General features: G+C 72.2%; 19 protein-coding genes, 2 tRNA genes and 1 pseudogene. 15 read left to right on the top strand and 7 right to left on the bottom strand.

Going from position 1 to position 21,898, the window contains the following annotated elements; translation table 11 throughout:
* Nucleotides 1-7: 7 nt before the first annotated feature.
* A complete protein-coding gene (locus tag IOD14_RS43440; RefSeq protein ID WP_123990298.1) occupies nt 8-880 on the bottom strand; it encodes a bifunctional DNA primase/polymerase in 873 nt (290 codons plus the stop codon).
* A gap of 347 nt (nt 881-1,227) precedes the next feature.
* Here IOD14_RS43440 and IOD14_RS43435 point away from each other — a divergent pair, with 347 nt between their 5' ends.
* From IOD14_RS43435 to IOD14_RS43410, 6 genes are all read left to right on the top strand, one after another.
* Nucleotides 1,228-1,542, top strand: coding sequence for a hypothetical protein (locus IOD14_RS43435; RefSeq protein WP_123990297.1), 315 nt, complete (start codon nt 1,228-1,230; stop codon nt 1,540-1,542).
* Between the two features lie 340 nt (nt 1,543-1,882).
* On the top strand, nt 1,883-2,797 hold the full coding sequence (locus IOD14_RS43430; RefSeq protein ID WP_212673125.1) for a bifunctional MaoC family dehydratase N-terminal/OB-fold nucleic acid binding domain-containing protein: 915 nt from the start codon (nt 1,883-1,885) through the stop codon (nt 2,795-2,797).
* The gene (locus tag IOD14_RS43425; RefSeq protein ID WP_123990295.1) at nt 2,794-3,183 is read left to right on the top strand and encodes a MaoC family dehydratase; all 390 of its coding nucleotides are present in this window, start codon (nt 2,794-2,796) and stop codon (nt 3,181-3,183) included. The genes IOD14_RS43430 and IOD14_RS43425 overlap by 4 nt, the downstream gene beginning before the upstream one ends.
* Complete coding sequence (locus IOD14_RS43420) at nt 3,180-4,346, top strand: lipid-transfer protein (RefSeq protein WP_123990294.1); 1,167 nt, start codon at nt 3,180-3,182, stop codon at nt 4,344-4,346. The genes IOD14_RS43425 and IOD14_RS43420 overlap by 4 nt, the downstream gene beginning before the upstream one ends.
* A gap of 145 nt (nt 4,347-4,491) precedes the next feature.
* The gene (locus IOD14_RS43415) at nt 4,492-5,049 is read left to right on the top strand and encodes a SigE family RNA polymerase sigma factor (RefSeq protein WP_123990293.1); all 558 of its coding nucleotides are present in this window, start codon (nt 4,492-4,494) and stop codon (nt 5,047-5,049) included.
* Between the two features lie 425 nt (nt 5,050-5,474).
* Complete coding sequence (locus IOD14_RS43410) at nt 5,475-7,154, top strand: long-chain fatty acid--CoA ligase (protein ID WP_123990292.1); 1,680 nt, start codon at nt 5,475-5,477, stop codon at nt 7,152-7,154.
* A 127-nt stretch (nt 7,155-7,281) separates the two neighbouring features.
* On the opposite strand, the gene IOD14_RS43405 is transcribed toward IOD14_RS43410, so the two are convergent.
* Complete coding sequence (locus tag IOD14_RS43405) at nt 7,282-8,478, bottom strand: MFS transporter (RefSeq protein ID WP_212673124.1); 1,197 nt, start codon at nt 8,476-8,478, stop codon at nt 7,282-7,284.
* Nucleotides 8,479-8,611: 133 nt separating this feature from the next.
* On the opposite strand from IOD14_RS43405, the gene IOD14_RS43400 reads away from it, so the two are divergent.
* Complete coding sequence (locus IOD14_RS43400) at nt 8,612-9,199, top strand: TetR family transcriptional regulator (protein ID WP_123990290.1); 588 nt, start codon at nt 8,612-8,614, stop codon at nt 9,197-9,199.
* 321 nt (nt 9,200-9,520) lie between these two features.
* Here the strand turns inward: IOD14_RS43400 and IOD14_RS43395 are convergent, their stop codons facing one another.
* A complete protein-coding gene (locus IOD14_RS43395; protein WP_212673123.1) occupies nt 9,521-14,098 on the bottom strand; it encodes a PAS domain-containing protein in 4,578 nt (1,525 codons plus the stop codon).
* Nucleotides 14,099-14,292: 194 nt separating this feature from the next.
* Nucleotides 14,293-14,721, bottom strand: a complete 429-nt coding sequence (locus IOD14_RS43390) for an SSI family serine proteinase inhibitor (protein WP_123990288.1) — start codon at nt 14,719-14,721, stop codon at nt 14,293-14,295.
* A gap of 153 nt (nt 14,722-14,874) precedes the next feature.
* On the opposite strand from IOD14_RS43390, the gene IOD14_RS43385 reads away from it, so the two are divergent.
* Together IOD14_RS43385 and IOD14_RS43380 are read left to right on the top strand one after the other, a co-directional pair.
* A tRNA-Ser gene (locus tag IOD14_RS43385) sits at nt 14,875-14,965 on the top strand.
* 189 nt (nt 14,966-15,154) lie between these two features.
* Nucleotides 15,155-15,227: transfer RNA gene (locus IOD14_RS43380), tRNA-Arg, on the top strand.
* 127 nt (nt 15,228-15,354) lie between these two features.
* On the opposite strand, the gene IOD14_RS43375 is transcribed toward IOD14_RS43380, so the two are convergent.
* The gene (locus tag IOD14_RS43375; RefSeq protein WP_123990283.1) at nt 15,355-15,540 is read right to left on the bottom strand and encodes a hypothetical protein; all 186 of its coding nucleotides are present in this window, start codon (nt 15,538-15,540) and stop codon (nt 15,355-15,357) included.
* Nucleotides 15,541-15,707: 167 nt separating this feature from the next.
* Here IOD14_RS43375 and IOD14_RS44840 point away from each other — a divergent pair, with 167 nt between their 5' ends.
* Nucleotides 15,708-15,833, top strand: coding sequence for a hypothetical protein (locus IOD14_RS44840; RefSeq protein ID WP_280844476.1), 126 nt, complete (start codon nt 15,708-15,710; stop codon nt 15,831-15,833).
* A gap of 114 nt (nt 15,834-15,947) precedes the next feature.
* Here the strand turns inward: IOD14_RS44840 and IOD14_RS43370 are convergent, their stop codons facing one another.
* Together IOD14_RS43370 and IOD14_RS43365 are read right to left on the bottom strand one after the other, a co-directional pair.
* Entirely contained in the window at nt 15,948-16,448 is a 501-nt protein-coding gene (locus IOD14_RS43370) for a GtrA family protein (RefSeq protein WP_212673122.1), read from the bottom strand.
* A gap of 182 nt (nt 16,449-16,630) precedes the next feature.
* The gene (locus IOD14_RS43365) at nt 16,631-17,119 is read right to left on the bottom strand and encodes a MarR family transcriptional regulator (protein ID WP_123990281.1); all 489 of its coding nucleotides are present in this window, start codon (nt 17,117-17,119) and stop codon (nt 16,631-16,633) included.
* An 81-nt stretch (nt 17,120-17,200) separates the two neighbouring features.
* On the opposite strand from IOD14_RS43365, the gene IOD14_RS43360 reads away from it, so the two are divergent.
* From IOD14_RS43360 to IOD14_RS43340, 5 genes and pseudogenes are all read left to right on the top strand, one after another.
* Entirely contained in the window at nt 17,201-17,620 is a 420-nt protein-coding gene (locus IOD14_RS43360) for an HGxxPAAW family protein (RefSeq protein WP_212673121.1), read from the top strand.
* A 141-nt stretch (nt 17,621-17,761) separates the two neighbouring features.
* The gene (locus IOD14_RS43355) at nt 17,762-18,637 is read left to right on the top strand and encodes a DUF2797 domain-containing protein (RefSeq protein WP_212673120.1); all 876 of its coding nucleotides are present in this window, start codon (nt 17,762-17,764) and stop codon (nt 18,635-18,637) included.
* Nucleotides 18,638-18,654: 17 nt separating this feature from the next.
* A pseudogene (locus tag IOD14_RS43350) lies at nt 18,655-19,141 on the top strand (hypothetical protein).
* 382 nt (nt 19,142-19,523) lie between these two features.
* Nucleotides 19,524-20,264 (top strand): response regulator transcription factor, encoded by a 741-nt coding sequence (locus IOD14_RS43345; RefSeq protein WP_037711888.1) that lies wholly within the window; start codon nt 19,524-19,526, stop codon nt 20,262-20,264.
* Nucleotides 20,261-21,889, top strand: a complete 1,629-nt coding sequence (locus IOD14_RS43340; protein WP_212673119.1) for a HAMP domain-containing sensor histidine kinase — start codon at nt 20,261-20,263, stop codon at nt 21,887-21,889. The genes IOD14_RS43345 and IOD14_RS43340 overlap by 4 nt, the downstream gene beginning before the upstream one ends.
* Nucleotides 21,890-21,898: the final 9 nt, after the last annotated feature.

Below are 21,898 nucleotides of genomic sequence, written 5' to 3'. Positions count from 1 at the left end.
TCCTGTTCTAGGGCCGACGCCCCGTCATCCGTGCCGCCGACGCGATCGTCGCCCGTGCCTCGCGTTCCGTGAGCCCGGTGGTGCGGGCCGCGTCCACCAGGGGTGCGACCAGCGCGGGGCCGATGCCGTTCTCGTAGGCGCGGCAGGCGGCCCAGAAGAGGCGGGTGTTGCGCTGGCCCTCGTGGGCGGCGAGGACGAACTGGACCAGGCCCTGGCCCTGGTCGCCGGCCGAGGGGTGGGTCGCGGGGTGGACGGGGCGCGGCGGCGGCAGGAGCAGGCGGAGCAGGGCCGGAGGACAGGCGGCCGGGGCGAGGTGGGCGGTGCCCGGGGCGGTCGTGTAGGTGCCGTGGTCGGTACGGGAGCCGGGGCCGACCAGATAGCCGCCGGCGCCCCTGATGTCGATGCCGGGGGCCAGGCGGCCGGCCGAGTTGGGGACGGCGGCGTCGGGCGGGCCGGTCAGCCAGAGGTGGCGGCCGCCGCTCGGGGTCAGGACGACGACCGTGTCGGGGATCGTGAAGAGGTGGCGCAGGGCCAGTTCGCGCAGGGCCGCGGAGGAGTCCGTGCCCGACTTGGTGTCCAGGTCGACGCCGATCAGATGGTGGGGCGGCAGGCCGCACGCGATGCCGTAGCCGGTGGCCCAGGGGGCCGCCGCGAAGAGCTCGCGGATGCGGACGGGGTCGGTCGAGGCGTCGTAGACCCCGTGGCCGAGCGCGCCGCACTCGCCGTGGCAGGGCGCGGCCGGGGAGCCGTTGGCGCGGTGGGGGGAGCGCAGGGCCGGGAGCTTGGTGCGGGACAGGGGTATGACGGCCAGTCCGCGTTCGGCGGCTGACAGGGCGTGTGCGAGGGCCAGCGTCGTGGCCTGCCGGTCTGTGGTGGCCATGTCTCCATGTTCGTACGCGTGTTCGAAAAAAGGAAGGGGTGGCGGGTGCGACGCGCCGAGGTCGTGGGATTGGCTGGAAAAGTGCCGGAACGCTTCCCCTGTTGTCCCCCTTGGTGATCAAGGGTCCGCCTCGCCCCGACCTGGCGCCTGAAGTCGTGAAAGGGGTTTATCGACTTGTCCTCACGCTTCAGGGGGAATAACCGCTTCCGCTCTGGTTCGCCGGGGTTTCGGTGGGCAACTCTGATCTCGCGACGTCGTGCACAGCACCCGGGCAGTCGGCCAACTGCCCACGAAAAAGCGCTACTTGACGTACTACCGGCATCAGGCCGGGTTCTGGAGGAAACACCATGGCAAGCATCCGCACCGCCCGCGTCATCGCCGCCGTCTCCGCCCTCCCGCTCGCCGCCGCACTCTTCACCGGCGTCGCGGCGGCGGACAACGGCGGCTTCGCGGACGACGGATCGAATGCGGGTGTCGCGAGCATCGTGGGCAGCGGTGTCGGGCACGACAACAACGGCAACTCGTCCACGACCCAGCAGAACGCGGTGGGCTCGGGCGCCTCGAACCAGAGCAACACCGCGCAGGTCAACGGCTCCGCGTTCACGGCCGTGAACCAGGGGAACAACAACACGTCCGTCAACTTCACACCGCTGTGGTGGTGATCCGGGAGGGCTGACCGGCCTTCGACGGGGGGCTCTTCAGGGGGGGGTGACACGTCCGCGCGGCGGTGCTTCGGCGCCGCCGCGCAGGCGTGTCTGCGGTACGGCGGCGGGCCTAGACGCCGCATCTCGGGGGTACGGCGGCGGTCTCGACGCCCCGCCTCGGCGGTACGGCGACGGCCTTGACGCCCTCACCTCGGCCGCCCGGCGACAGCCTCCGCACCCCACCTCGGCGGGACGCCGACAGCCTCCGCACCCCACCTCGGCCGCCCGGCGACAGCCTTGACACCGGACCGTATCTGACGGACAGTCAGGAAATCTTGCGGACAAGGAGGTTGCCGTCATGGCCGGCGATCCGGACGACCTGACTCCCCGTCTCAAGGCCTACGAGGGATGCCCCGCCGCCGTCTCCGCCATCGGCAGGGACCCCGTCAACCTCCCCATGATCCGGCACTGGTGCGAAGCCCTCGGTGACACCAACCCCGCCTACACCGGCCCCGACGCCATCGCGCCGCCCACCATGCTCCAGGCCTGGACGATGGGCGGTCTGGCCGGACACGCGGGCAGATCGTCGTCGTACGACGAACTCCTCGCCCTGCTCGACGAGTCGGGCTGCACCTCGGTCGTCGCCACCGACTGCGAGCAGGAGTATCTGCGGCCGCTGCGCCCCGGCGAGGAGATCACCTTCGACACCGTCGTCGAGTCGGTCTCCGGCCGCAAGACCACCAAGCTCGGCACCGGCCACTTCGTCACGACCCGTACCGACGTCCGCGTGGGCGAGGACCTCGTCGGCACCCACCGTTTCCGCATCCTCAAGTACGCGCCCGTGCAGCGGAGGAAGCCGGCTCCCGGAACCCGTCCCCGCCCCGTCGTCAACCGCGACAACGCCGGCTTCTGGGAGGGCGTCGAACAGCACAGGCTCCTCATCCAGCGCTGCACCGCCTGCGCGACCCTCCGCTTCCCCTGGCTCCCGGGCTGCGCCCGCTGCGGCGGCCCTGACTGGGACACCGTCGAGGCGAGCGGAGAGGGCACCGTCTACTCGTACGTGGTCATGCACCACCCGCCCTTCCCGGCCTTCGACCCTCCCTACGCCGTCGTGCTCGTCGAACTCGCGGAGGGCGTGCGGATGATCAGCAACGTGGTCGGGACGCCGTACGACAAGGTGCGGATCGGCATGCCGGTGCGGCTCGCCTTCGAGAGGTACGACGACGATCTCACCCTTCCGGTGTTCCGCGCCGCCGTGGAGGCCGCCGTATGAGAGCGGGCGACGAGTTGCCACCCCTGAGGATCCCGATCACCCGCACGCTGATCGTCGCGGGAGCGATCGCCTCCCGGGACTACCAGGACGTGCACCACGACCCGGAACTGGCCCGGCAGAAGGGCTCCCCGGACGTCTTCATGAACATCCTCACGACGAACGGCCTGGTGGGGCGGTACATCACCGACCACTTCGGGCCTCGGACGGTGCTGAAGAAGGTGGCCATCAGGCTGGGCGCGCCCAACTACCCGGGCGACACCATGGTGTTGACCGGGACCGTGGAGAGCGTCGAGGGCGCCACCGCGACCGTGCGGATCGTGGGGGCCAACGGCATCGGCAACCACGTGACCGGGACGGTCACCCTCTCCCTCGGGGGCGCCGAATGAGCACACGCGCGCGTGACCGGCTCGGCGGCCTGGCCGCGATCGCCGGCATCGGGGCCACGGAGTTCTCCAAGGACTCCGGCCGCAGTGAACTGCGCCTGGCCGCCGAGGCGGTCCGCGCCGCGCTCGACGACGCGGGGCTCACGCCGGCCGACGTGGACGGCATGGTCACCTTCACCATGGACACCAGCCCGGAGATCACCGTCGCCCAGGCCTGCGGGATCGGCGAACTGTCCTTCTTCTCCCGCGTCCACTACGGCGGTGGCGCGGCCTGCGCGACCGTCCAGCAGGCGGCGCTCGCGATCGCGGCGGGCGTGGCGGAGGTCGTGGTCTGCTACCGCGCCTTCAACGAACGCTCCGGCCGCCGCTTCGGCTCCGGCGTCCAGCACCGCGAACCCTCCGCCGAGGGCACCGCCCTCGGCTGGTCCCTCCCCTTCGGCCTGCTCACCCCCGCCTCCTGGGTGGCGATGGCGGCCCAGCGCTATCTGCACACCTACGGCCTCGGTCCGGAGGCCTTCGGTCATGTGGCGGTCACCGACCGCGCGTACGCGGCCACCAACCCGGCCGCCTGGTTCCACGGCCGCCCCATCACCCTCGCCGACCACGCGGCCTCCCGCTGGATCGTCGAGCCGCTCAGGCTTCTGGACTGCTGCCAGGAGACCGACGGCGGCCAGGCGATCGTCGTCACCTCGCTCGCACGCGCGCGTGCCCTCCCCCATCGGCCCGCCGTCGTCGCGGCCGCCGCCCAGGGCGCGGGCCGCGCCCAGGAGCAGATGACCAGCTTCTACCGTGACGACCTCACCGGCCTCCCCGAGATGGACGTCGTCGCCCGCCAGCTTTGGCGCACCTCCGGCCTCGGCCCCCGGGACATCGACGTGGCGATCCTGTACGACCACTTCACCCCGTTCGTCCTGATGCAGCTGGAGGAGTTCGGGTTCTGCGGGAAGGGGGAGGCGGCGGACTTCGTAAGCGAGGCCCGGCTCCCCCTCAACACCCACGGCGGCCAGCTGGGCGAGGCCTACCTCCATGGCATGAACGGCATCGCGGAAGCCGTACGACAACTGAGGGGGACGGCCGTGAACCAGGTGCCGGAGGCGGGTCGCGTCCTGGTGACAGCGGGGACGGGGGTGCCCACGTCCGGGCTGGTGCTCACCGCGGAGGGGTAGCCCCCAGGGGTGATCCCGCAGTAGACGCGCCTCTCTCGTCCACCTTCAGGAGGTGGAGCCAGCCCCACTTCTACAACCTGAGGGGGAGTTTTCTTCGGGACCTGTGGCCGATGAGCGAAGGCGGTCGCGAATCTAGCGTGGAGCCATGACCACACCCGTCTGCACCAGCGCTTCGAAGGCCGCCGTCCCGGCGACGCAGACCCTCGCGTACCCCTCGTTCGCCTCGTACGTGAAGGCCCGCCAGCCGGTGCTGCTGCGTACCGCACGGTCGCTGACCGCGAACCCGAGCGACGCGGAGGACCTGCTGCAGACCGCCCTGACCAAGACCTATGTCGCCTGGGAGCGCATCGAGGACCACCGGGCCCTCGACGGCTATGTGCGCCGCGCCCTGCTGAACACGCGCACCTCGCAGTGGCGCAAGCGCAAGGTCGACGAGTTCGCGACCGACGAGATTCCCGAGCCCGAGCCTGCGCCCGGCGACGACGACCCCGCCGAGCGGCAGGCGCTGCACGACGCGATGTGGCGGGCGATCATGAAGCTGCCGGCGCGGCAGCGGGCGATGGTCGTCCTCAGGTACTACGAGGACCTGAGCGAGGTGCAGACCGCCGAGGTGCTCGGAGTCTCCGTGGGAACCGTGAAGTCCGCGGTCTCCCGAGCCCTGGGCAAACTCCGCGAGGACCCCGAGCTGGTACTTGCCCGCTAGACCGGACCACGTGCCGGATGGACGGGGCCACCCGCCCGCCAGACCGGGCCGCGCGCCGGACAAGGCTGGCCGCTCGTCGGATGGACGAGGCCGTCGGCCGGACAACTCCGGCCGCCCACCGGGGGACCCGCTGTCCACCCGCTCGCGCGCCCCCCGGGGACCACGCGCGCCACCTCGGACACCACGTCCCCCGACAACACCGGCCAACCCTCCGCCCCACCAGGCCGGCCGCCCACAGCTCGGGCCACCCGCCCACAGCCCAGGCAACCCACCCCCAACCCCGCCGAATCCGGCCCGCCCCGTTGGAACCGATCGCGGTTGCCGTCCGTTGTGAGCACAACGTGACGTGATCGATCGCCCGGCTCTAGTGACATACCGCGCGGTATGTGCGCAGAATCGGCGCATCCCTTACTACCGCGTAGGCAATGTCGCCCCGGGAGGACGCCGTGCTGAGCACCATGCAGGACGTACCGCTGCTGATCTCAAGGATCCTGACCCATGGGTCGTCGATCCACGGCACCTCACAGGTGACCACCTGGACCGGCGAGCCGGAGCCGCACCGCCGTTCCTTCGCCGAGATCGGCGCCCGCGCCGCCCAGTTGGCGCATGCCCTGCGCGAGGACCTCCAGGTCGCCGGGGACGAGCGGGTGGCGACCCTGATGTGGAACAACGCCGAGCATGTCGAGGCGTACTTCGCGATCCCGTCCATGGGCGCGGTGCTGCACACCCTCAACCTCCGCCTTCCGGCCGACCAGCTGGCCTTCATCGTGGGCCACGCGGCCGACCGGGTCGTCATCGCCAACGGCTCGCTGCTCCCCCTGCTCGCGCCACTGCTCCCGCACCTCAAGACGGTCGAGCACGTGGTGGTCTCGGGCCCCGGAGACCGCACGCTCCTCGACGGCTCCCACGCGCGCGTGCACGAGTACGAGGACCTGATCGCCGGCAAGCCCACCACCTACGACTGGCCCGAGCTGGACGAGCGCCAGGCCGCCTCCATGTGCTACACCTCCGGCACCACGGGCGACCCCAAGGGCGTGGTCTACAGCCACCGTTCGATCTATCTGCACTCCATGCAGGTCAACATGGCCCAGTCGATGGGCCTGACCGACCAGGACACCTCGCTCGTGGTCGTCCCTCAGTTCCACGTCAACGCCTGGGGCCTGCCGCACGCCACCTTCATGACCGGCGTCAACATGCTGATGCCGGACCGCTTCCTGCAGCCCGCGCCCCTCGCCGAGATGATCGAGCGCGAGAAGCCGACCCACGCGGCCGCGGTCCCCACCATCTGGCAGGGCCTGCTCGGCGAGCTCACCGCCAAGCCCCGTGACGTCTCCTCCCTCACCCAGGTCACCATCGGCGGCTCGGCCTGTCCGCCCTCCCTGATGGAGGCCTTCGACGCGCTCGGCATGCGGGTCTGCCACGCCTGGGGCATGACGGAGACCTCGCCGCTCGGCACCATCGCGCGCCCGCCGGCCCATGTGGTCGGCACGCCCGAGGAGTTCGCCTACCGCCTCACCCAGGGCCGTTTCCCGAGCGGCGTCGAGGCCCGCCTCACCGGCCCCGGCGGCGAGCGCCTGCCCTGGGACGGCGAGTCCGCGGGCGAGCTGGAGGTCCGCGGCCCCTGGATCGCCGGCGCCTACTACAACGGCCCGGACGCCGAACCGCTGCGCCCCGCCGACAAGTTCAGCGAGGACGGCTGGCTGAAGACGGGTGACGTCGGCACCATCTCCGCCGACGGCTTCCTCACCCTCACCGACCGGGCCAAGGACGTCATCAAGTCCGGCGGCGAGTGGATCTCCTCGGTCGAGCTGGAGAACGCCCTGATGTCCCACCCGGACGTCACCGAGGCCGCCGTCGTCGCCGTCCCGGACGACAAGTGGGGCGAGCGCCCCCTCGCCACGGTCGTCCTCAAGGAGGGCTCCACCGCCGACTTCGAGTCCCTGCGCGCCTTCCTTGCGAGCGACGTCTGCAAGATCGCCAAGTGGCAGCTCCCGGAGCGCTGGTCGATCATCGAGTCGGTCCCGAAGACGAGCGTCGGCAAGTTCGACAAGAAGGTGCTCCGCAAGAAGTACGCGGAGGGGGACCTGGACGTCACCAAGCTCTGAGCACAGCTCCGAGAGACCTGACGGATACGACGGTCAGGGCGCCCCGGGCGCAACCCGGGGGCCCTGACCGCCGTACGGCAGAAACCTCGCCGTACGGCAGAAACCTCACCGTGGAGCGGCGGCAGCCTCACCGCCGTACCGAAGTGGCGATCCACCCCAGGCCCAGCCAGACCCCCGCCACCGCGCACACCCCGCCCCAGCCCCACCAGCCGAAGGCCGACCCGGCGAGCGCGGACGCGGTCGCTCCGCCCGCGAACCCGGCCACGACGTACGCCGTGTTGGCGGTGGCCGGGGTCGAGGTCGTCGTCAGAGCGACGGTCTGGTTGGCGACGTGGGAGGCGACCAGGGCCGCGTGCACGGCGATCGCCGCGACGAACAGCGCCCACAGGACGTGCCCCCCGAGCCAGAACAGCGGCACGGACAGCGCGGCCAGCAGATACGCCGACCGTACGACCCTGACGGCGCCGAAGCGGTCCACGAACCCGCCCGCCAGGGGCGCCACGACGCTCGCGGCCAGTCCGAAGAGGCCGAACAGCCCGGCGGTCGCGGTCGACAGGCCGTAGGACGAGCCGGTCAGCAGCAGGGCCAGCGAGGTCCACAGCGCGCTCCAGGCGCCGTACATCCCCGCCTGCCGCACGCATGCGCGCCACAGGTCGGGCGAGCGGCGCACGACCGACGGCAGCGTGGTGAGGCCGGCGAAGAGCGGGCCGGAGCGGTGGCGTGGCTCCCTGGGCAGGGCGTAGGCCGTGGCCAGTCCGAGGACGGCTGTCAGGACGGCCGCGCCCACGAACACCACCCGCCAGCCGAAGGCCTGTCCGATCAGCCCGCCGAGCACCCGGGCCGCGACGATGCCGGTGAACAGGCCCGCGATGACGGCCGCGACATGGCGGGCCCGTCGGTCGGCGGGCGCGCGCTGGGCGACCAGCGGCACCAGCAGCTGGGGCACGACGGTGGCCGCGGAGGCGACCAGGACGGCGGCCGCGAGGGCGGTGGTGCCGGTGGCGAGCGCGGCGGCGGTCAGGGCCGCGGTGGTGACGAGCGAGAGGGCGGCGACCAGGCGGCGCCGGTTCACGCTGTCGCCGAGCGGGGCGAAGACGAGCAGGCCGAAGGCGTAGCCGAACTGCGCGACGGAGGCGACCCAGGCCACCGCGGAGGGGGTCGAGCCGTAGTCGCGGGCGATGAGGGGGAGCAGCGGGGCCGCGAGGTAGATGTTGGCGGCCGTGACGGCGGTGCAGACGGCGATGAGGACGAGGAGCAGCGAACCCGCGCGCCGGGCGGGGGCCTCGGTGGACCGTCCTGCGGTGGTGACGGTTGCTGTCGGCATGAGCGGAGGACTCCTTCGAGTCAGCTCTAACAACTAACTGGTTGGTTGGAACAGTCCAACAGTGTGGGGAGCTCGTGGATTCCCTGTCAACCAAATAGTTGGTTACTTGTCTCGCGGGCCCTACCCTGGCCCCATGGCAGCAGCAAGGGACCCCGAGGCGACCAGGGCCCGGATCTTCGAGGCGGCGGTCGCCGAGTTCGCCCGCCACGGCATCGCCGGCGCCCGCATCGACCGCATCGCGACCGAGGCCAAGGCCAACAAGCAGTTGATCTACGCCTACTTCGGCAACAAGGCGGAGCTGTTCACCAAGGTCCTGGGCAAGGCCATGCTCGATCTCGCGGTCGCCGTCCCGGTCGACCCGGACGACATCGAGAACTGGATCGACCGTCTCATGGACTACCACGAGGCCCACCCCGAGGTGCTGCGGCTGCTCTTCTGGGAGGGCCTGGAGTACGGCGCGACCGCCGAGCTGCCGGACGAGGCCGAACGCCAGGAGCACTACCGCCACAAGGTCGCGACGCTCCGGGACGGTCAGGAGCGGGGTGTCGTCACCGACGCGATCCCGCCCCGCGACCTGCTGTTCCTGCTGATCGCGGTGGCCAACTGGGCGGCGGTGGTCCCGCAGATGAAGCGGATCCTGGTAGGCGGCGAGCCCGCGGACCGCGACCGGCTCCGGGCGTCTGTACGGGAGGCGGCGAGACGGCTGGTGGCGCCTCGGTAGCGGCGCGGGGCGCATCGATGTGCGGCTCCGCCGAGCGGGCGCGATCAGCCACTGCGGACCGGCGGGTGCGACCGGCCGTCATGACCGGCGGGCGCGATCGGTCGCTACGGGCCCGTGGGTGCGACGAGCGGTCATGGACCCGCGGACGTGACCGGTCGCTGCGGACCGGCGGGTGCGGCCAGTGGTCATGACCGGCGGGCGCGATCGGTCGCTACGGGCCCGTGGGTGCGACGAGCGGTCATGGACCCGCGGACGTGACCGGTCGCTGCGGACCGGCGGACGCGACCAGCCACCACGGACCCGTGGACGGCGCCAGCGCCTCTAGTTCGTTCCGATCCGGGCCAGCAGATCCACGATCCGTGCCTGGACCTCCGCGCTCGTCGACCGTTCGGCCAGGAACAGCACCGTCTCCCCGGACGCCAGCCGGGGCAGATCCGCCTGATCCACGGCCGCCGTGTACACCACCAACGGCGTCCGGTTGAGCTGCCCGTTCGCCCGCAGCCAGTCCACGATCCCGGCCCTGCGACGGTGCACCTGCATGAGGTCCATCACGACGAGGTTGGGCCTGAGCTGCCCCGCCAACGTCACCGCGTCCGCGTCACTCGCCGCACGAGCGACCTGCATCCCGCGCCGCTCCAGCGTCGCCGTCAGCGCCAGCGCGATCTCCGCGTGCTCCTCGATCAGCAGCACGCGCGGCGGATGCTGCTCGCTGTCCCGCGGCGCCAGCGCCTTCAGCAGTACGGCGGGATCGGCGCCGTACGCCGCCTCCCGCGAGGCCTGCCCGAGCCCGGCCGTCACCATGATCGGCACCTCGGACGCCACCGCCGCCTGCCGGAGCGACTGGAGCGCGGTCCGGGTGATCGGCCCGGTCAGCGGGTCCACGAACAGCGCGGCCGGGAACGCCGCGATCTGCGCGTCGACCTCCTCGCGCGACTGCACGATGACGGGCCGGTACCCACGGTCGCTGAGCGCCTGCTGCGTCGTCACGTCCGGCGCGGGCCACACCAGCAGCCGCCGCGGGTTGTCCAGCGGCTCCGGGGGCAACTCGTCGTCCATCGGCTGCGGTCGGGGAGTGTCCGGGATCTCGACGGCCCCACCGGGACCGTCCAGCGGCTCGGGCCCCTCGGCGGCGTTCTCGTCCGGAGCTCCTATGGCGTACGACCGCCCGGCCGCCTCGGTGGCGTGCGCGAGCCGCGACTGCCCGGCCAGCGAGGGCTGCGGTGCCGGAGGTGCTTGCGGCGCCTGCGATGCCTGGGGTGCCTGCGCCGCTGCCGTCACGGGCTGCTCGGCCGTCGGATGCGGCCGTGCCCCCTGCTCCGGGGTCGCGGCGGCAGCGGGGTCGGGCCGGGTGCCGAGCTTGCGCCGCCGCCCCGAACCACCGTTCTGCTGCGGAGGAGGCGTGGCCGTCCCCGGCTGCTGCACCTGGGCCGCCTGCCGCGTGAACGGAACCCCCTGACCGAGGGTCCGCACGCTGATCGCCCGACCCTGCGTGGAATTCGGGTCGACGGCCATGGCGGGGGCCTCGGCGGGCAGCGGCTGCGCGGGCGTGCCGGGCGGCGGAGTCGGCTGACCGGCCCCGGGCGCCTGGGCGGGCGGTGACGCGGGCGCGGGCTGGTTCGGGGGTACGGCGGTGGCGGCGCCGTTCGCCGGTACGGGGGTGCCGGTGCCGGGGGTGTCGTGCGAGCTGGGCCACGGCTGGGAAGCCGGTGCCGGTGCCTGGTTCTGCGGCTGGGGTGCCTCGGCCGGGAGGGGCAGGCCGGGGGCGAGACCGGGCTGGGCCGCCTGGAGAGGCGACGCCGGGGCGGGCGCGGTCTGCGGGATCAGGCCGGCCGGTCCGGTCGCGTTCTGCACGGCGACACCCGGGAACTGGCCCGGCGGCACCGCGCCGGGGACCTGCTGCGCAGGAGCCGCGGGAACTCCCACCGGCACCGGCTGACCGGCTGCCTGGACGGGCTGTCCCGGCTGTCCCGGCTGTCCGGGCTGTCCGGGCTGTCCGGGCTGAGCGGCCTGGGCGGGAACGCCTTGCGCGGGCGTGCCGGCCGTCGCCTCCGCGGGCTGGGCCACGGCGCGCCGACGGCGGCCCGTCGGGGCGTTGGTCGGGTGCGGCTGCGGCGGGGTGTGGTCGTCGGCCTGGTCGTGCGGCACGGCGTCGTGCCGACCGTCGTCACCGTGACCGTCGGCGGGGAGGGGCTGACCGGGGACGGGAGCCTGGACGAGGCCGTTGGCGGGAACGGGGGTGGGGGCGGGAGCGGGCGTCGGCATGGGGGCCTGGGCCTGACCGGGTACCTGTGCCTGACCCGGTGCCTGAATCTGGCCGGGCATCTGGCCCTGGCCGGGCATCTGCACCTGTGCCGGGAGCTGTCCTTGCCCGGGTACCTGCGCCTGCCCGGGCACCTGCATCTGCCCGGGGAGGGGCTGCTGACCCGGGACCTGACCCGGGATCTGCCCCGGCACCGGCGCCTGCCCTTGGGGCTGCAGCCGGGGCTGGTTCTGGGCCTGCACCGCTGCCTGTGCCGCTGCCGCAGCCGCTCCCCCTGGCACTCCCGCCGGGTCCGTGCCGTCGGCCGGTCGGTCCGCGTCCGCGGGCGGGAGGGCGAACACCGAGCGGGGAGCCGCCTCCTGTGCCGCAGCACGCTCCGACGCGGCCGCGAGGGCGCGCCGTCGCCGCCCGTCCTGCTGCGGGGAGCCGTCGCCCGAGCCCGGCCCGGCGATCTCGAGCTGCCCCTGCGGCCGGCCCGGTTCGGCGGAGCCGCCCGCAGGCAACGCCGCCGGCAGCGCGTGCTGTTCGCCGCCGTCACGCCGGGCCCGGCGCCCGGCCGGAACGGGCACGCCCTGCGGCGGTACGGTCCCGCCGAGGCCGTTGTTCACGGCCGCGGACCCGGCGCCGTGCTCGCCGGCCATCACCACGGCACCTTCGGACACACCGGCTTCGGCACCTTCGGCGGGCCGTCCACGGCGCCGCCCCGTACCGCCGGAGCCGTCCCCGTCGTCGCCGGAGGCCTGCGCCGGTACGGACACGGGCTGTTCCTGCTCGGCCGCCGCCCGCCGCCTGCGCCGTCCGGTGGGCGGCACGGACTCGTCGGTCCCGGCGGCCGGGACGTCGGCGTCCAGGAAGGAGTCGGTGGAGGACCGCCGGGCCCGCCGCCGCCCGCCGCCCTCGGCAGGGGCGGTCTCCGCGGGGACGGTCTGCGCAGGGGCGGCCTCCAGCGCGGCCGGACCGGGAGGCGCGACGGCCCCCGCCCCACCGCCGATGGGCACTTCGAGGACATAAGCGCTGCCGCTCATGCCCGGCACTTCGTGGGTCTGGAGCACACCGCCGTGGGCGCGCACGATCCCGCGCACGATCGGTTCGTGCACCGGGTCTCCCCCGGCGTACGGCCCGCGCACCTCGATCCGTACGCCCTCGCCGCGCTGCGCGGCCGCCACCACGACCGTGTTGTCCATGTAACCGCCCGCGGACACGGGGGAGTTCCCGGTCGCGTCGACCCCGGCCACGTCCGCGATGAGATGAGCCAGCGCGGTCGCGAGGCGCTGGGCGTCCACCTCGGCCTCGATGGGCGGCGCGTGCACGGCGAACTGGACGCGCCCCGGCCCGATGAGCTCCACCGCGCCGTCCACACCGGCGGCGACGACCGCGTCGAGCATGACGTTCGTACGGACGATGTCGTCGGCGCCGGCGTCGAGGCGCTGGTAGCCGAGGACGTTGTCGATGAGGTGGGTGATGCGGGAGTAGCCGGCCGAGAGGTGGTGCAGGACCTGGTTGGCCTCGGGCCACAGCTGTCCGGCGTCGTCGGCAGCGAGCGCGGACAGCTCGCGGCGCAGTTCGTCGAGGGGCCCGCGCAGGGAACGCCCGAGCAGGGTCAGGAGCTGGTCGTGCCGCCCGGCGAGAGCCTCGAAGCGGTCCTTCTCGCGCTCCCCGAGCGCGGCGTACCGCTCCTCGCCTGCGGCGATCTCCTCGTCGTGCTGCTCCTGGAGCTCCTCCAGCTCGGTGATGTGCTTCTGGCGCAGCGCGGTGAGTTCGGAGGCGTGCTCCTCCTCGAGCCGCTCCAGTTCCTCCGCGTGGGCCTTCTCGGCGGCGGACTTCTCGTCGGCGAGGGCGTCGTAGGGCCGCCGGTCGGTGAAGGTGAGCACGGCGCCGACGAGCTGGTCGCCATCGCGCACGGGCGCGGTCGTCAGGTCGACCGGGACCTTCTCGCCCTTCTTGGACCACAGCACCTGTCCGCGCACCCGGTGCTTGCGCCCGGAGCGCAGGGTGTCGGCGAGCGGGGACTCCTCGTACGGGAAGGGGGTGCCGTCGGCGCGTGAGTGCAGCATGAGGTCGTGGAGCTCGCGGCCACCGAGGTCACTGGCCCGGTAACCCAGTATCTGGGCGGCGGCCGGATTGACGAGCACGATCCGCCCGTCGGTGTCGGTGCCCACGACCCCCTCGGCCGCGGCCCGCAGGATCATCTCGGTCTGCCGCTGCGAACGGGCCAGCTCGGCCTCGGTGTCCACGGTCCCGGTCAGATCGCGTACGACGAGCATGAGCAGCTCGTCGCCGCTGTAGCCGTAACCGTCGTAGGCCTGCTGACCGTTCTCCAGGTTGGCGCTGGTGACCTCGACGGGGAACTCGCTGCCGTCGGTCCTGCGCGCCACCATCCGGGTCGGCTTGGTCCGCCCGCGCGGGTCCATGTGGTCGGGCCGCCGCATCGAGCCGGGGATGAGCCGCGAGTCGAAGTGCGGCAGCAGATCGAGCAGCCCCCGCCCCACCAGAGCCGTCCCCGGGGCCTCGAACGCCTCCAGCGCGATGGTGTTGGCGTTGACGACGGTCCCGTTGGCGTTGACCAGCACCAACGCGTCAGGAAGCGCGTCGAGTATGGCTGCGAGGCGAGCAGCGCCTCGGGATGGCCTGCTGCTCACGAGACGCTTCCTCCCTGTTACCGCACCTTGCCGACCGTTCGGGCCATCTTGCCAAGGGGCCCGCGACGTGTCACGCGAGGGAGTCTAAGCGCAGCCGTTGTGCGGGGGTGCCGGATGAGAGGGAGGTCGCACGACGAAGTGAAGTAGAACGTGTGACCGCTTCTTCGGCGCTGGACGTCCGTGCCTGTGCGGAGCTAGACGTCCATGCCTGGCAGGAGCGGCACGAACCGGTCCCAGCGCGCGGTCTCGCACCCGTTGCTCCGGTCGAACCGCGCGTCCACCGGTCGCCCGGCCCAGGTTCCCGTGACATGGGCGGTGGCGGGACCGCCGTAGAGCATCGTGCAGAGGCTGCCCTCGGGGACGGGAGCGAAGGTGTCGCGCCCCCACCGGGTGATCCGGTCCAGGCCGGCGCACGCGCCCCCGGGGTCGGGGTGGGTACCGCGCGCGGGGTGACAGTCGACCTCGAAGGTCCCGTCGGCCCCGCCGCCCGCGTCCCGGACGGTGACCGTGAGGTGGTCGCCGGTCCCGGTGTACGCCGACGCGGGGACGGGGGCCAGGGCGGCGAGGAAGAGGGGGAGGGGGCTCAACCGTGCGAGCCGGCCGAGCCGGGTGACGTATGACATGCCCTGACTAACGGCGGACGGCGCCGTACGTTGCGCGGAAGCACTTTGCTCTGCGCCCCGCCTGCCTAGTACCGTGGGAACCGATTGGTGGCACGACCTTCGACTGTGTCATCATCTGCACGCACCACTCGCGCTCGCGCGGGCGGCTGTGCTGGAGGCGTCGCCTAGTCCGGTCTATGGCGCCGCACTGCTAATGCGGTTTGGGACTTAAATCCCATCGAGGGTTCAAATCCCTCCGCCTCCGCGCAAGATCACCGAAGCCCCGGTCCAGTGGACCGGGGCTTCGTCGTTCAAGCAGTCGCCCTGAGAGGCGTTTCCGCAGCTCACAAGGGGTACGGCAAACGGATTTCACATGCGACCGGCAGTCATGTAATGTTCTTCCTGTCGCCGCGAGCGGCCCGGAAGGGCAAGGAACGGCGAGAAAACAGAACAAGCACTCGTAGCTTAACGGATAGAGCATCTGACTACGGATCAGAAGGTTGCAGGTTCGAATCCTGCCGAGTGCACAGCAGATCAAAGCCCCCTCGGGATCATCCCGGAGGGGGCTTTGGCGTGGTGTTGTTCGGAGGTGCGAGAGGCCCCGGAGTCTGGTCTCTGGGCCTCTGGTCGTGCGGGTGGTGGCGTGGCGTTCGCTCATGTGGTGCTCGTGGCCAGGCTGTGGAAGGCCTGGGTGGTGCGGGGGTGGGCGAGTTCGTCGAGGAGGTGGCGCCAGTCGGGGTCGGCCGTGGCGGGGTGGGCCAGGTCCCAGGCGGTGAGGAGCGGGGCCAGTTCGCTCTCGGGGGACGTCGTGACCGGCGGGGAGGACAGCAGCTGGCTCATCGGAGTTCCTTCCGGAGGAGGCGGTGAACTCGGGAGCCGCGCCCGGTGGTCCGGCTCCGATGGCTTCTACGATGCCGCCGATCCCGGGACCGCGACATGGAGCCGGCCGCCCGATCCGGGGTGGGGCCAGCTGTACCCACGGGGGGCTGCCAGCACCCGTCGCCGTGTTGTCGTACCCCTCTGCGGTCCCGACCGGCGCGCGCGAACTGGTCGAGCGGGTGGACGAGGAGGACCGGGCGGAGGGCCACCTGGGAGGGGTGGCTGGGTCGGGTCTCGACGACCATCTGCCGTGATCCGGACGGGCGGGCGGGTGCTGGTGCATCGGCGGCCGGAAGGGATGTTCCGGGGCCCGTGAACTTGCTCAGGAGCTGGGGGTGTTCGAGGCGCCGTGTCTCGTCTTCACCCCGTCAGCAGGCCGTGCTCACCGCGCCCAGGTGCAGTGCCGGCCGGGGTACGGCGACCACGTGTCCCGCCGGGTGCCGGTTCTTGCGGGTGCCCGCGAAGACGTACAGGCGCAGGACCAGGAAGCGGCCGATGCCGGCCAGGGCGGACGCGGTGAGGTAGACCGCCTGTTCCGTGAGCATCCCGGGCGCCGACTGGAGGGTGTGGAGGAGGAACATCGCGGCGCAGGTGACGGCGTACGCGGCGGCCGCCGAGCCGGAGGACTGCAGGTGCCGGCGCCAGCCGGGGCGGCGGCCGGTGCCGAAGGTGAACAGGGCGTGGAGCTCGGTGCACAGGAGTGTGGAGGCCACGGTGATCACCGCGTTCGCCATCGCCCACGGCATGGTCATCGCCACCAGCGGTACGGCGAAGCTGGAGAGGACGCCGATCCCGCCGCCGCAGACGACGAAGCGGATGAAGGAGGAGAGGGGGCCGGGGGTGACCGGGGCGGTGGTCTGCGGCTCCATGGTGTGTCCTCCGGCTCGGCCCGGCGCTGCTCGGCGCCGGCTGTCGATCTGTCTGATCCCGGGTGGATCAGCCGCGATCAACGATGCCGTTGCGGGCTCGCCGAAACGATGGAGTGTGCTCCCGAACCGGAGGTAGGGCTGGCTGTACCCCCGGGGTGGGGCGGCCCCGCCACCTGGCCCCGCTACTCGCCCTCCGCGTCCTTCGCCCGCAGCTCCTCGATATAGGCGAGTGCGAGGTTCGTCGAGCGGTTGAACCAGTCGTGGAGTACGGCGATCTCGTCGGCGGAGTAGCTCGCGAAGACGGCGTCGAGGCGGTCGTAGTACGGCTGGTAGAGGGCGACGACCTTGGCCACCGCGTCGGGGAGCGCGGCGACCCGGACGCGGCGGCGGTCGTTCGGGTCGGGGACGCGGGTGACGTAGCCGCCGCGTTCGAGGCGGTTGAGGATGCCGGTGACCGCGCCGGTCGTGACATGGGCGTGCTCGGCGAGGTCGCCCGCGGTGAGGAGGTCCTCGCCGGCCTTCAGGACGCAGGCGAAGCTCAGCAGGTCGGTGACGTTCAGGCCCAGCCGTTGGGCCATTTCCTGCTGGCCGAGGTGGGCCGTGGCGATGAAGAAGTCCATCGCCTCCAGTGCCTGGGCCGCGGTGGCGTCGGGGCGGGGCTCGGCGTGCATCGGATTCCTGATTCCCTTAGCGTGTGAGAGGTTTCTGCGGTAAATTTCTTAGGAGGTGAGAGAACGGCTCTAGGAGGATCTGTGAGCGCACATCAGTATGACGAGGGGCACACGATCGCGGGCTGGACCGGAGTCGCCATCGCCACCGTGGGGACCTCCGTGCTGGGGGTGGGGGTGTGCGCGGTGTCCGGAGCGCTGATCGCCGGCGGACTCGCGATCACCGTGGTGAGTGCCCTCGTCACCTGGGCGCTGCACCTGTCCGGCTGGGGCAAGCCGCCGGGACGCAGGCCGCGCGCGGAGTGGGGGATGCGGGTGCGGGACACGAGCGCCCGCGCAGGCCATCCCGGGTGCGTGGGCTGCCGGATGGCAGGGCGGGGAGGGGTGCGCGCCACGGTGGTCGAGGCGAGGGGCGCGGCAGCGACAACGGCAGTGGCAGCGACAACGGCAGCGACAGCGGCAGTGGCAGCGGCGGAATCGGTTCCTGTGGAGCCGGTGCACTGATCGAGCTCCATGAAGCCGGTGGGCTGCGCGGGATACGGCACCCCCGCGACGGCAGCCCGGCCCGCTGAACCGGCCCCGGCGAACCACCCCCGCCTCCTCAGGTGACCCCGTTGTCAGTGGTGCCCCCTACTCTCGTGAGGGATGGCACAGGCATGGAAGTGCTCGGGGCTGCGATGGTCGGCGGACGGTCCCGTGCTGAGTTGGGACGGTGGGCAGCGCACTGTGCTGACCTGGGGGAAGCGCGTGGCCTTCGGGGTCGCGGAGGGGGGTGTGCGGACATGTGTGGGAGCACGCGGGCATGCGTGTGCGGCGCGGGCCGCGGTGTCGGGGCGGAGCACGGGAGCGCGGTGCGAGGAGTGCGCGCGGCTGGACCGGGCGCACTCCGTGGCCGCCGACACCCTCGCGGACGACCCCCGTCCGTACCGGGTATATCTGGCGTGGTTCGGCCCCGGCATGGTCAAGGTCGGCATCACGGCGCATGAGCGGGGCTCCGCGCGCCTGCTGGAGCAGGGCGCTGTCAGCTTCAGCTGGCTCGGCACCGGTCCGCTCATGGCCGCGCGGCGCACCGAGGAACTGCTGCGGGCGGCGCTCTCGGTACCGGATCGCATTCCGTACGCCGACAAGCGGGCCGTCCGGTCCGCCCTCCCGGAATCGGTCGCGGAGCGGGCCGCCGAGCTCGCCGAACTGCACGCGCGGGCGGTGGCGTTGGTCGGCTGGCCGGACTCCCTGGAGCGTGCCCCGTACCAACCGGTCGACCATGTCGAGGTCTTCGGGCTCGCCGGACTGCCCAGCCCTGTCGGTGAGGTGAGCGAGCTCGTCGTGGGCGGGGCGGTGGGTGGACGGCTGCGCGCGGCCGCCGGGCCCGATCTGCACCTGGAGACGGACGGCGGGGGAGTCGTCGTACTGGACACCCGGCTGATGACGGGGTGGGGGCTGGTCCCGGTCGAAGGGGCGCAGAACACCGTGCCGATGAGAGAGTTCAAGGAGAGGGCGGGGGTCCAGGACGGATTGTTCTGACGAGGGGGAGTGCCGGGATGGACGTCACCGTGCAGTGGATACGCACGTCATGGACGAAGCGGTCCCGTGGCGGCGAGGCCGCGACGAGGAGGAACGCGGCTCCGGTTCGTGCTGCCGGCGTCCGCGGTGGGGCGGGACGGGGAGCCGTTCGTGCACGCCGTGCGGATGGACGAGCAGGACGACTTCGTACCGCACGGGCACCAGGGCGACACCCTCAAAGGTGTCGACGTGCAACTCCGTGAGGCGGACGGGCGGTTGCGGGTCCTGCCCAGGGTGGGGCCGATGTTCGGGGTGCCGCCCCGGCCGCGGCGGCGACCGGGCGTGCGGCTCGAGGCCGGGCAGTGGGTGCGGTGGCGGCTCAACTACCGGTTCAGCAGTGCCGCCGGGGTGCGGGACTGGTCGTACTGGCTGGACACCTTCAACATCGCCTACGGCCCGGTCGGCACCGAGGTGTTCCTCGGGGCGCCGACGGTCCATGTGGACGAGCAGGGACCGGTCCGATAGCGGCCGCCGCCCGGGGACTGCGGGCAGCAGGCGGCCGCCTGCTGGTGCGGGCGTGGGCGCCGGGTGGGGCACCCCCGCCCCGGTCCCTCGACCAGAGGCTCTCGGAGGGCCCGGGTACAGGTTCGGGAGGCGAGCCGCCCGCTCCTCCCCTCGCCCCTCGCCCGAAGGAGCCCCCAAGTTCCCCTCGCCCCTCGCCCGAAGGAGCCCCCTCAAGTCCCGCGAGGAAGGCCCCAACCCTCCCCCAAGTCCTGCGAGAATCACCCCCGCCCCCCCCCCCGCAAGCGCATTCCCAGGCGTTCCCTGAGAGCCGCCTGTGTGTTTCTCAGGAAAATCACAGATTGCCGAAAGGGTGTTCTCAGGGGGCCCCGACATCGTGTTCACCATGACCACGACCTCGCCCCAGGGGCGCACCGAACTGCTGAGGCCGGACGGGAGCCCCGTCCGAGTGCTTGTGGTGGACGACGAGCTGTCGATCACCGAACTGCTGTCCATGGCCCTGCGCTACGAGGGCTGGCAGATCCGCAGCGCGGGAGACGGCACGGGTGCCGTCCAGACCGCCCGGGAGTTCCGGCCCGACGCCGTCGTCCTGGACATGATGCTCCCGGACATGGACGGCCTCACCGTCCTGGGGCGGCTGCGGCGCGAACTGCCGGACGTGCCCGTGCTGTTCCTGACGGCCAAGGACGCCGTGGAGGACCGGATCGCCGGTCTCACCGCCGGTGGTGACGACTACGTCACCAAGCCGTTCAGCCTCGAAGAGGTCGTGGCCCGGCTGCGCGGTCTCATCCGCCGTTCCGGCGCGGCCGACCGCCGCTCCGACTCCGTGCTGGTCGTCGGTGACCTCACCCTCGACGAGGACAGCCACGAGGTCTCGCGGGCCGGGGAGAACATCCACCTCACCGCGACCGAGTTCGAGCTCCTGCGGTTCCTGATGCGCAATCCCCGGCGGGTGCTCAGCAAGGCGCAGATCCTCGACCGCGTGTGGTCGTACGACTTCGGCGGCCAGGCCAATGTCGTCGAGCTCTACATCTCCTATCTGCGCCGGAAGATCGACGCGGGACGGGAGCCGATGATCCACACCCGGCGCGGCGCCGGTTACCTGATCAAGCCCGCCGCCTCATGAGCGGGCGACGACGGCCGCGGGCGCAGAAGCGGGCAGGGCGAGCAGGAAAGCCGCGCACGCTGCGGACGCGGCTCGTCGTCGCGTCGGTGGTGCTGATCGCCGTGGTCTGTTCGGTGATCGGCACGGTGACCACGCTGGCGTTGCGGTCCCATCTGTACGAGCAGCTGAGCGGCAAGCTGAACGAGGCCGCGTCACGGGCGGCGCCGCGCTTCCTGCCCGGGCAGCTCGTCAACGGCGACAAGGACAAGGACAAGAACAACCCCGGCGGACAGGGCAACCGGCAGGACACCCCCGCCAAGTTCGTCACCGGCCCGGGGCCGGACGGCACCATCGCGGCCAAGGTGGAGAAGGGCGAGATCACCGACGCCCAGCGCGGGGTGAAGTCCGATCAGAACTTCGAGCTGTCCGCCAAGAAGCTCACGACCGCCCAGATCAAGGTGCTCAACGCGGTCCCCAAGGACAACAAGCAGCACAAGGTCGAACTCCCCGGCATCGGCGACTACCTCGTCCGGTACACCACCAACGACACGTCCGCCTACTACGTCGCCGTCCCCACCAAGGACGTCGACGCCACCATCGACACTCTGATCCTCGTGGAGATCAGCGTCACCGCCGCGGGCCTCGGCGCCGCCGTCATCGCCGGCTATGTCCTCGTAGGACTCGCCACCCGTCCTCTCCGCAAGGTCGCCAACACCGCGACCCGGGTCTCCGAACTGCCTCTGCACACCGGTGAGGTCAATCTGAGCGAGCGCGTGCCCGAGTCGGAGTGCGATCCGCACACCGAGGTCGGGCAGGTCGGCTCCGCGCTCAACCGCATGCTGGACCACGTCCACGGCGCCCTGCACGCACGCCAGCAGAGCGAGATGCGGGTGCGCCAGTTCGTGGCCGACGCCAGTCATGAGCTCAGGACACCGCTCGCCTCCATCCGCGGGTACGCCGAGCTGACCAGACGCGGCAGGGAAGAGGTCGGCCCCGACACCCGGCACGCTCTCGGCCGCATCGAGTCCGAGGCGGGCCGGATGACACTGCTCGTGGAGGACCTGCTGCTGCTCGCGCGCCTGGACGCCGGGCGGCCGCTGCAGTTCGAGCAGACCGACCTCATCCCGCTCGTCGTGGACACCATCAGCGACGCCCGCGCGGCCGGCATGGACCACAACTGGCGCCTCGACCTGCCCGACGAACCCGCTCCCGTCTCCGGTGACGCGGCCCGCCTCCAGCAGGTGCTCATCAACCTGCTCGGCAACGCCCGCAAACACACCCCGCCGGGTACGACGGTCACCGCGCGCGTGCAGCGCCGCGGGCCGTGGATGTGCGTGGACGTCGAGGACAATGGCCAGGGCATCCCGCCCGACCTGCTCCCGCACGTCTTCGAACGGTTCGCGCGCGGCGACTCCGCGCGTTCCCGGGCCACCGGATCCACCGGTCTCGGCCTCGCCATCGTGCAGGCCGTCGCGACCGCGCACGGCGGCGCGGTGACCGTGGACAGCGTTCCGGGGCGGACCGTGTTCACCATGCACCTGCCCGCGGTCGGTCCCGTGGCCCCTCGACCGGCGCCCGAAACGGACTGGCAATCGCACTCACAGGCACAGCACAGCGCCGCCATATGGGTGCAACAGGGGGCTTGACCAGAGTCG

Source organism: Streptomyces sp. A2-16, assembly GCF_018128905.1.
GTDB lineage: Bacteria > Actinomycetota > Actinomycetes > Streptomycetales > Streptomycetaceae > Streptomyces.
Note: the sequence above shows the minus strand (reverse complement) of the source record. Positions and strands in the feature narration are given on the sequence as shown.

Coding starts and splice junctions, on each gene's coding strand:
- IOD14_RS43340 (WP_212673119.1), top strand. CDS start 20,261: ATGAGCGGGCGACGACGGCCGCGGGCGCAGAAGCGGGCAGGGCGAGCA.
- IOD14_RS43405 (WP_212673124.1), bottom strand. CDS start 8,478: ATGCCGACAGCAACCGTCACCACCGCAGGACGGTCCACCGAGGCCCCC.
- IOD14_RS43355 (WP_212673120.1), top strand. CDS start 17,762: ATGGCACAGGCATGGAAGTGCTCGGGGCTGCGATGGTCGGCGGACGGT.
- IOD14_RS43365 (WP_123990281.1), bottom strand. CDS start 17,119: ATGCACGCCGAGCCCCGCCCCGACGCCACCGCGGCCCAGGCACTGGAG.
- IOD14_RS43390 (WP_123990288.1), bottom strand. CDS start 14,721: ATGTCATACGTCACCCGGCTCGGCCGGCTCGCACGGTTGAGCCCCCTC.
- IOD14_RS43410 (WP_123990292.1), top strand. CDS start 5,475: ATGTCGCCCCGGGAGGACGCCGTGCTGAGCACCATGCAGGACGTACCG.
- IOD14_RS43440 (WP_123990298.1), bottom strand. CDS start 880: ATGGCCACCACAGACCGGCAGGCCACGACGCTGGCCCTCGCACACGCC.
- IOD14_RS43345 (WP_037711888.1), top strand. CDS start 19,524: ATGACCACGACCTCGCCCCAGGGGCGCACCGAACTGCTGAGGCCGGAC.
- IOD14_RS43435 (WP_123990297.1), top strand. CDS start 1,228: ATGGCAAGCATCCGCACCGCCCGCGTCATCGCCGCCGTCTCCGCCCTC.
- IOD14_RS43415 (WP_123990293.1), top strand. CDS start 4,492: ATGACCACACCCGTCTGCACCAGCGCTTCGAAGGCCGCCGTCCCGGCG.
- IOD14_RS43370 (WP_212673122.1), bottom strand. CDS start 16,448: ATGGAGCCGCAGACCACCGCCCCGGTCACCCCCGGCCCCCTCTCCTCC.
- IOD14_RS43430 (WP_212673125.1), top strand. CDS start 1,883: ATGGCCGGCGATCCGGACGACCTGACTCCCCGTCTCAAGGCCTACGAG.
- IOD14_RS43375 (WP_123990283.1), bottom strand. CDS start 15,540: ATGAGCCAGCTGCTGTCCTCCCCGCCGGTCACGACGTCCCCCGAGAGC.
- IOD14_RS43420 (WP_123990294.1), top strand. CDS start 3,180: ATGAGCACACGCGCGCGTGACCGGCTCGGCGGCCTGGCCGCGATCGCC.
- IOD14_RS43425 (WP_123990295.1), top strand. CDS start 2,794: ATGAGAGCGGGCGACGAGTTGCCACCCCTGAGGATCCCGATCACCCGC.
- IOD14_RS43400 (WP_123990290.1), top strand. CDS start 8,612: ATGGCAGCAGCAAGGGACCCCGAGGCGACCAGGGCCCGGATCTTCGAG.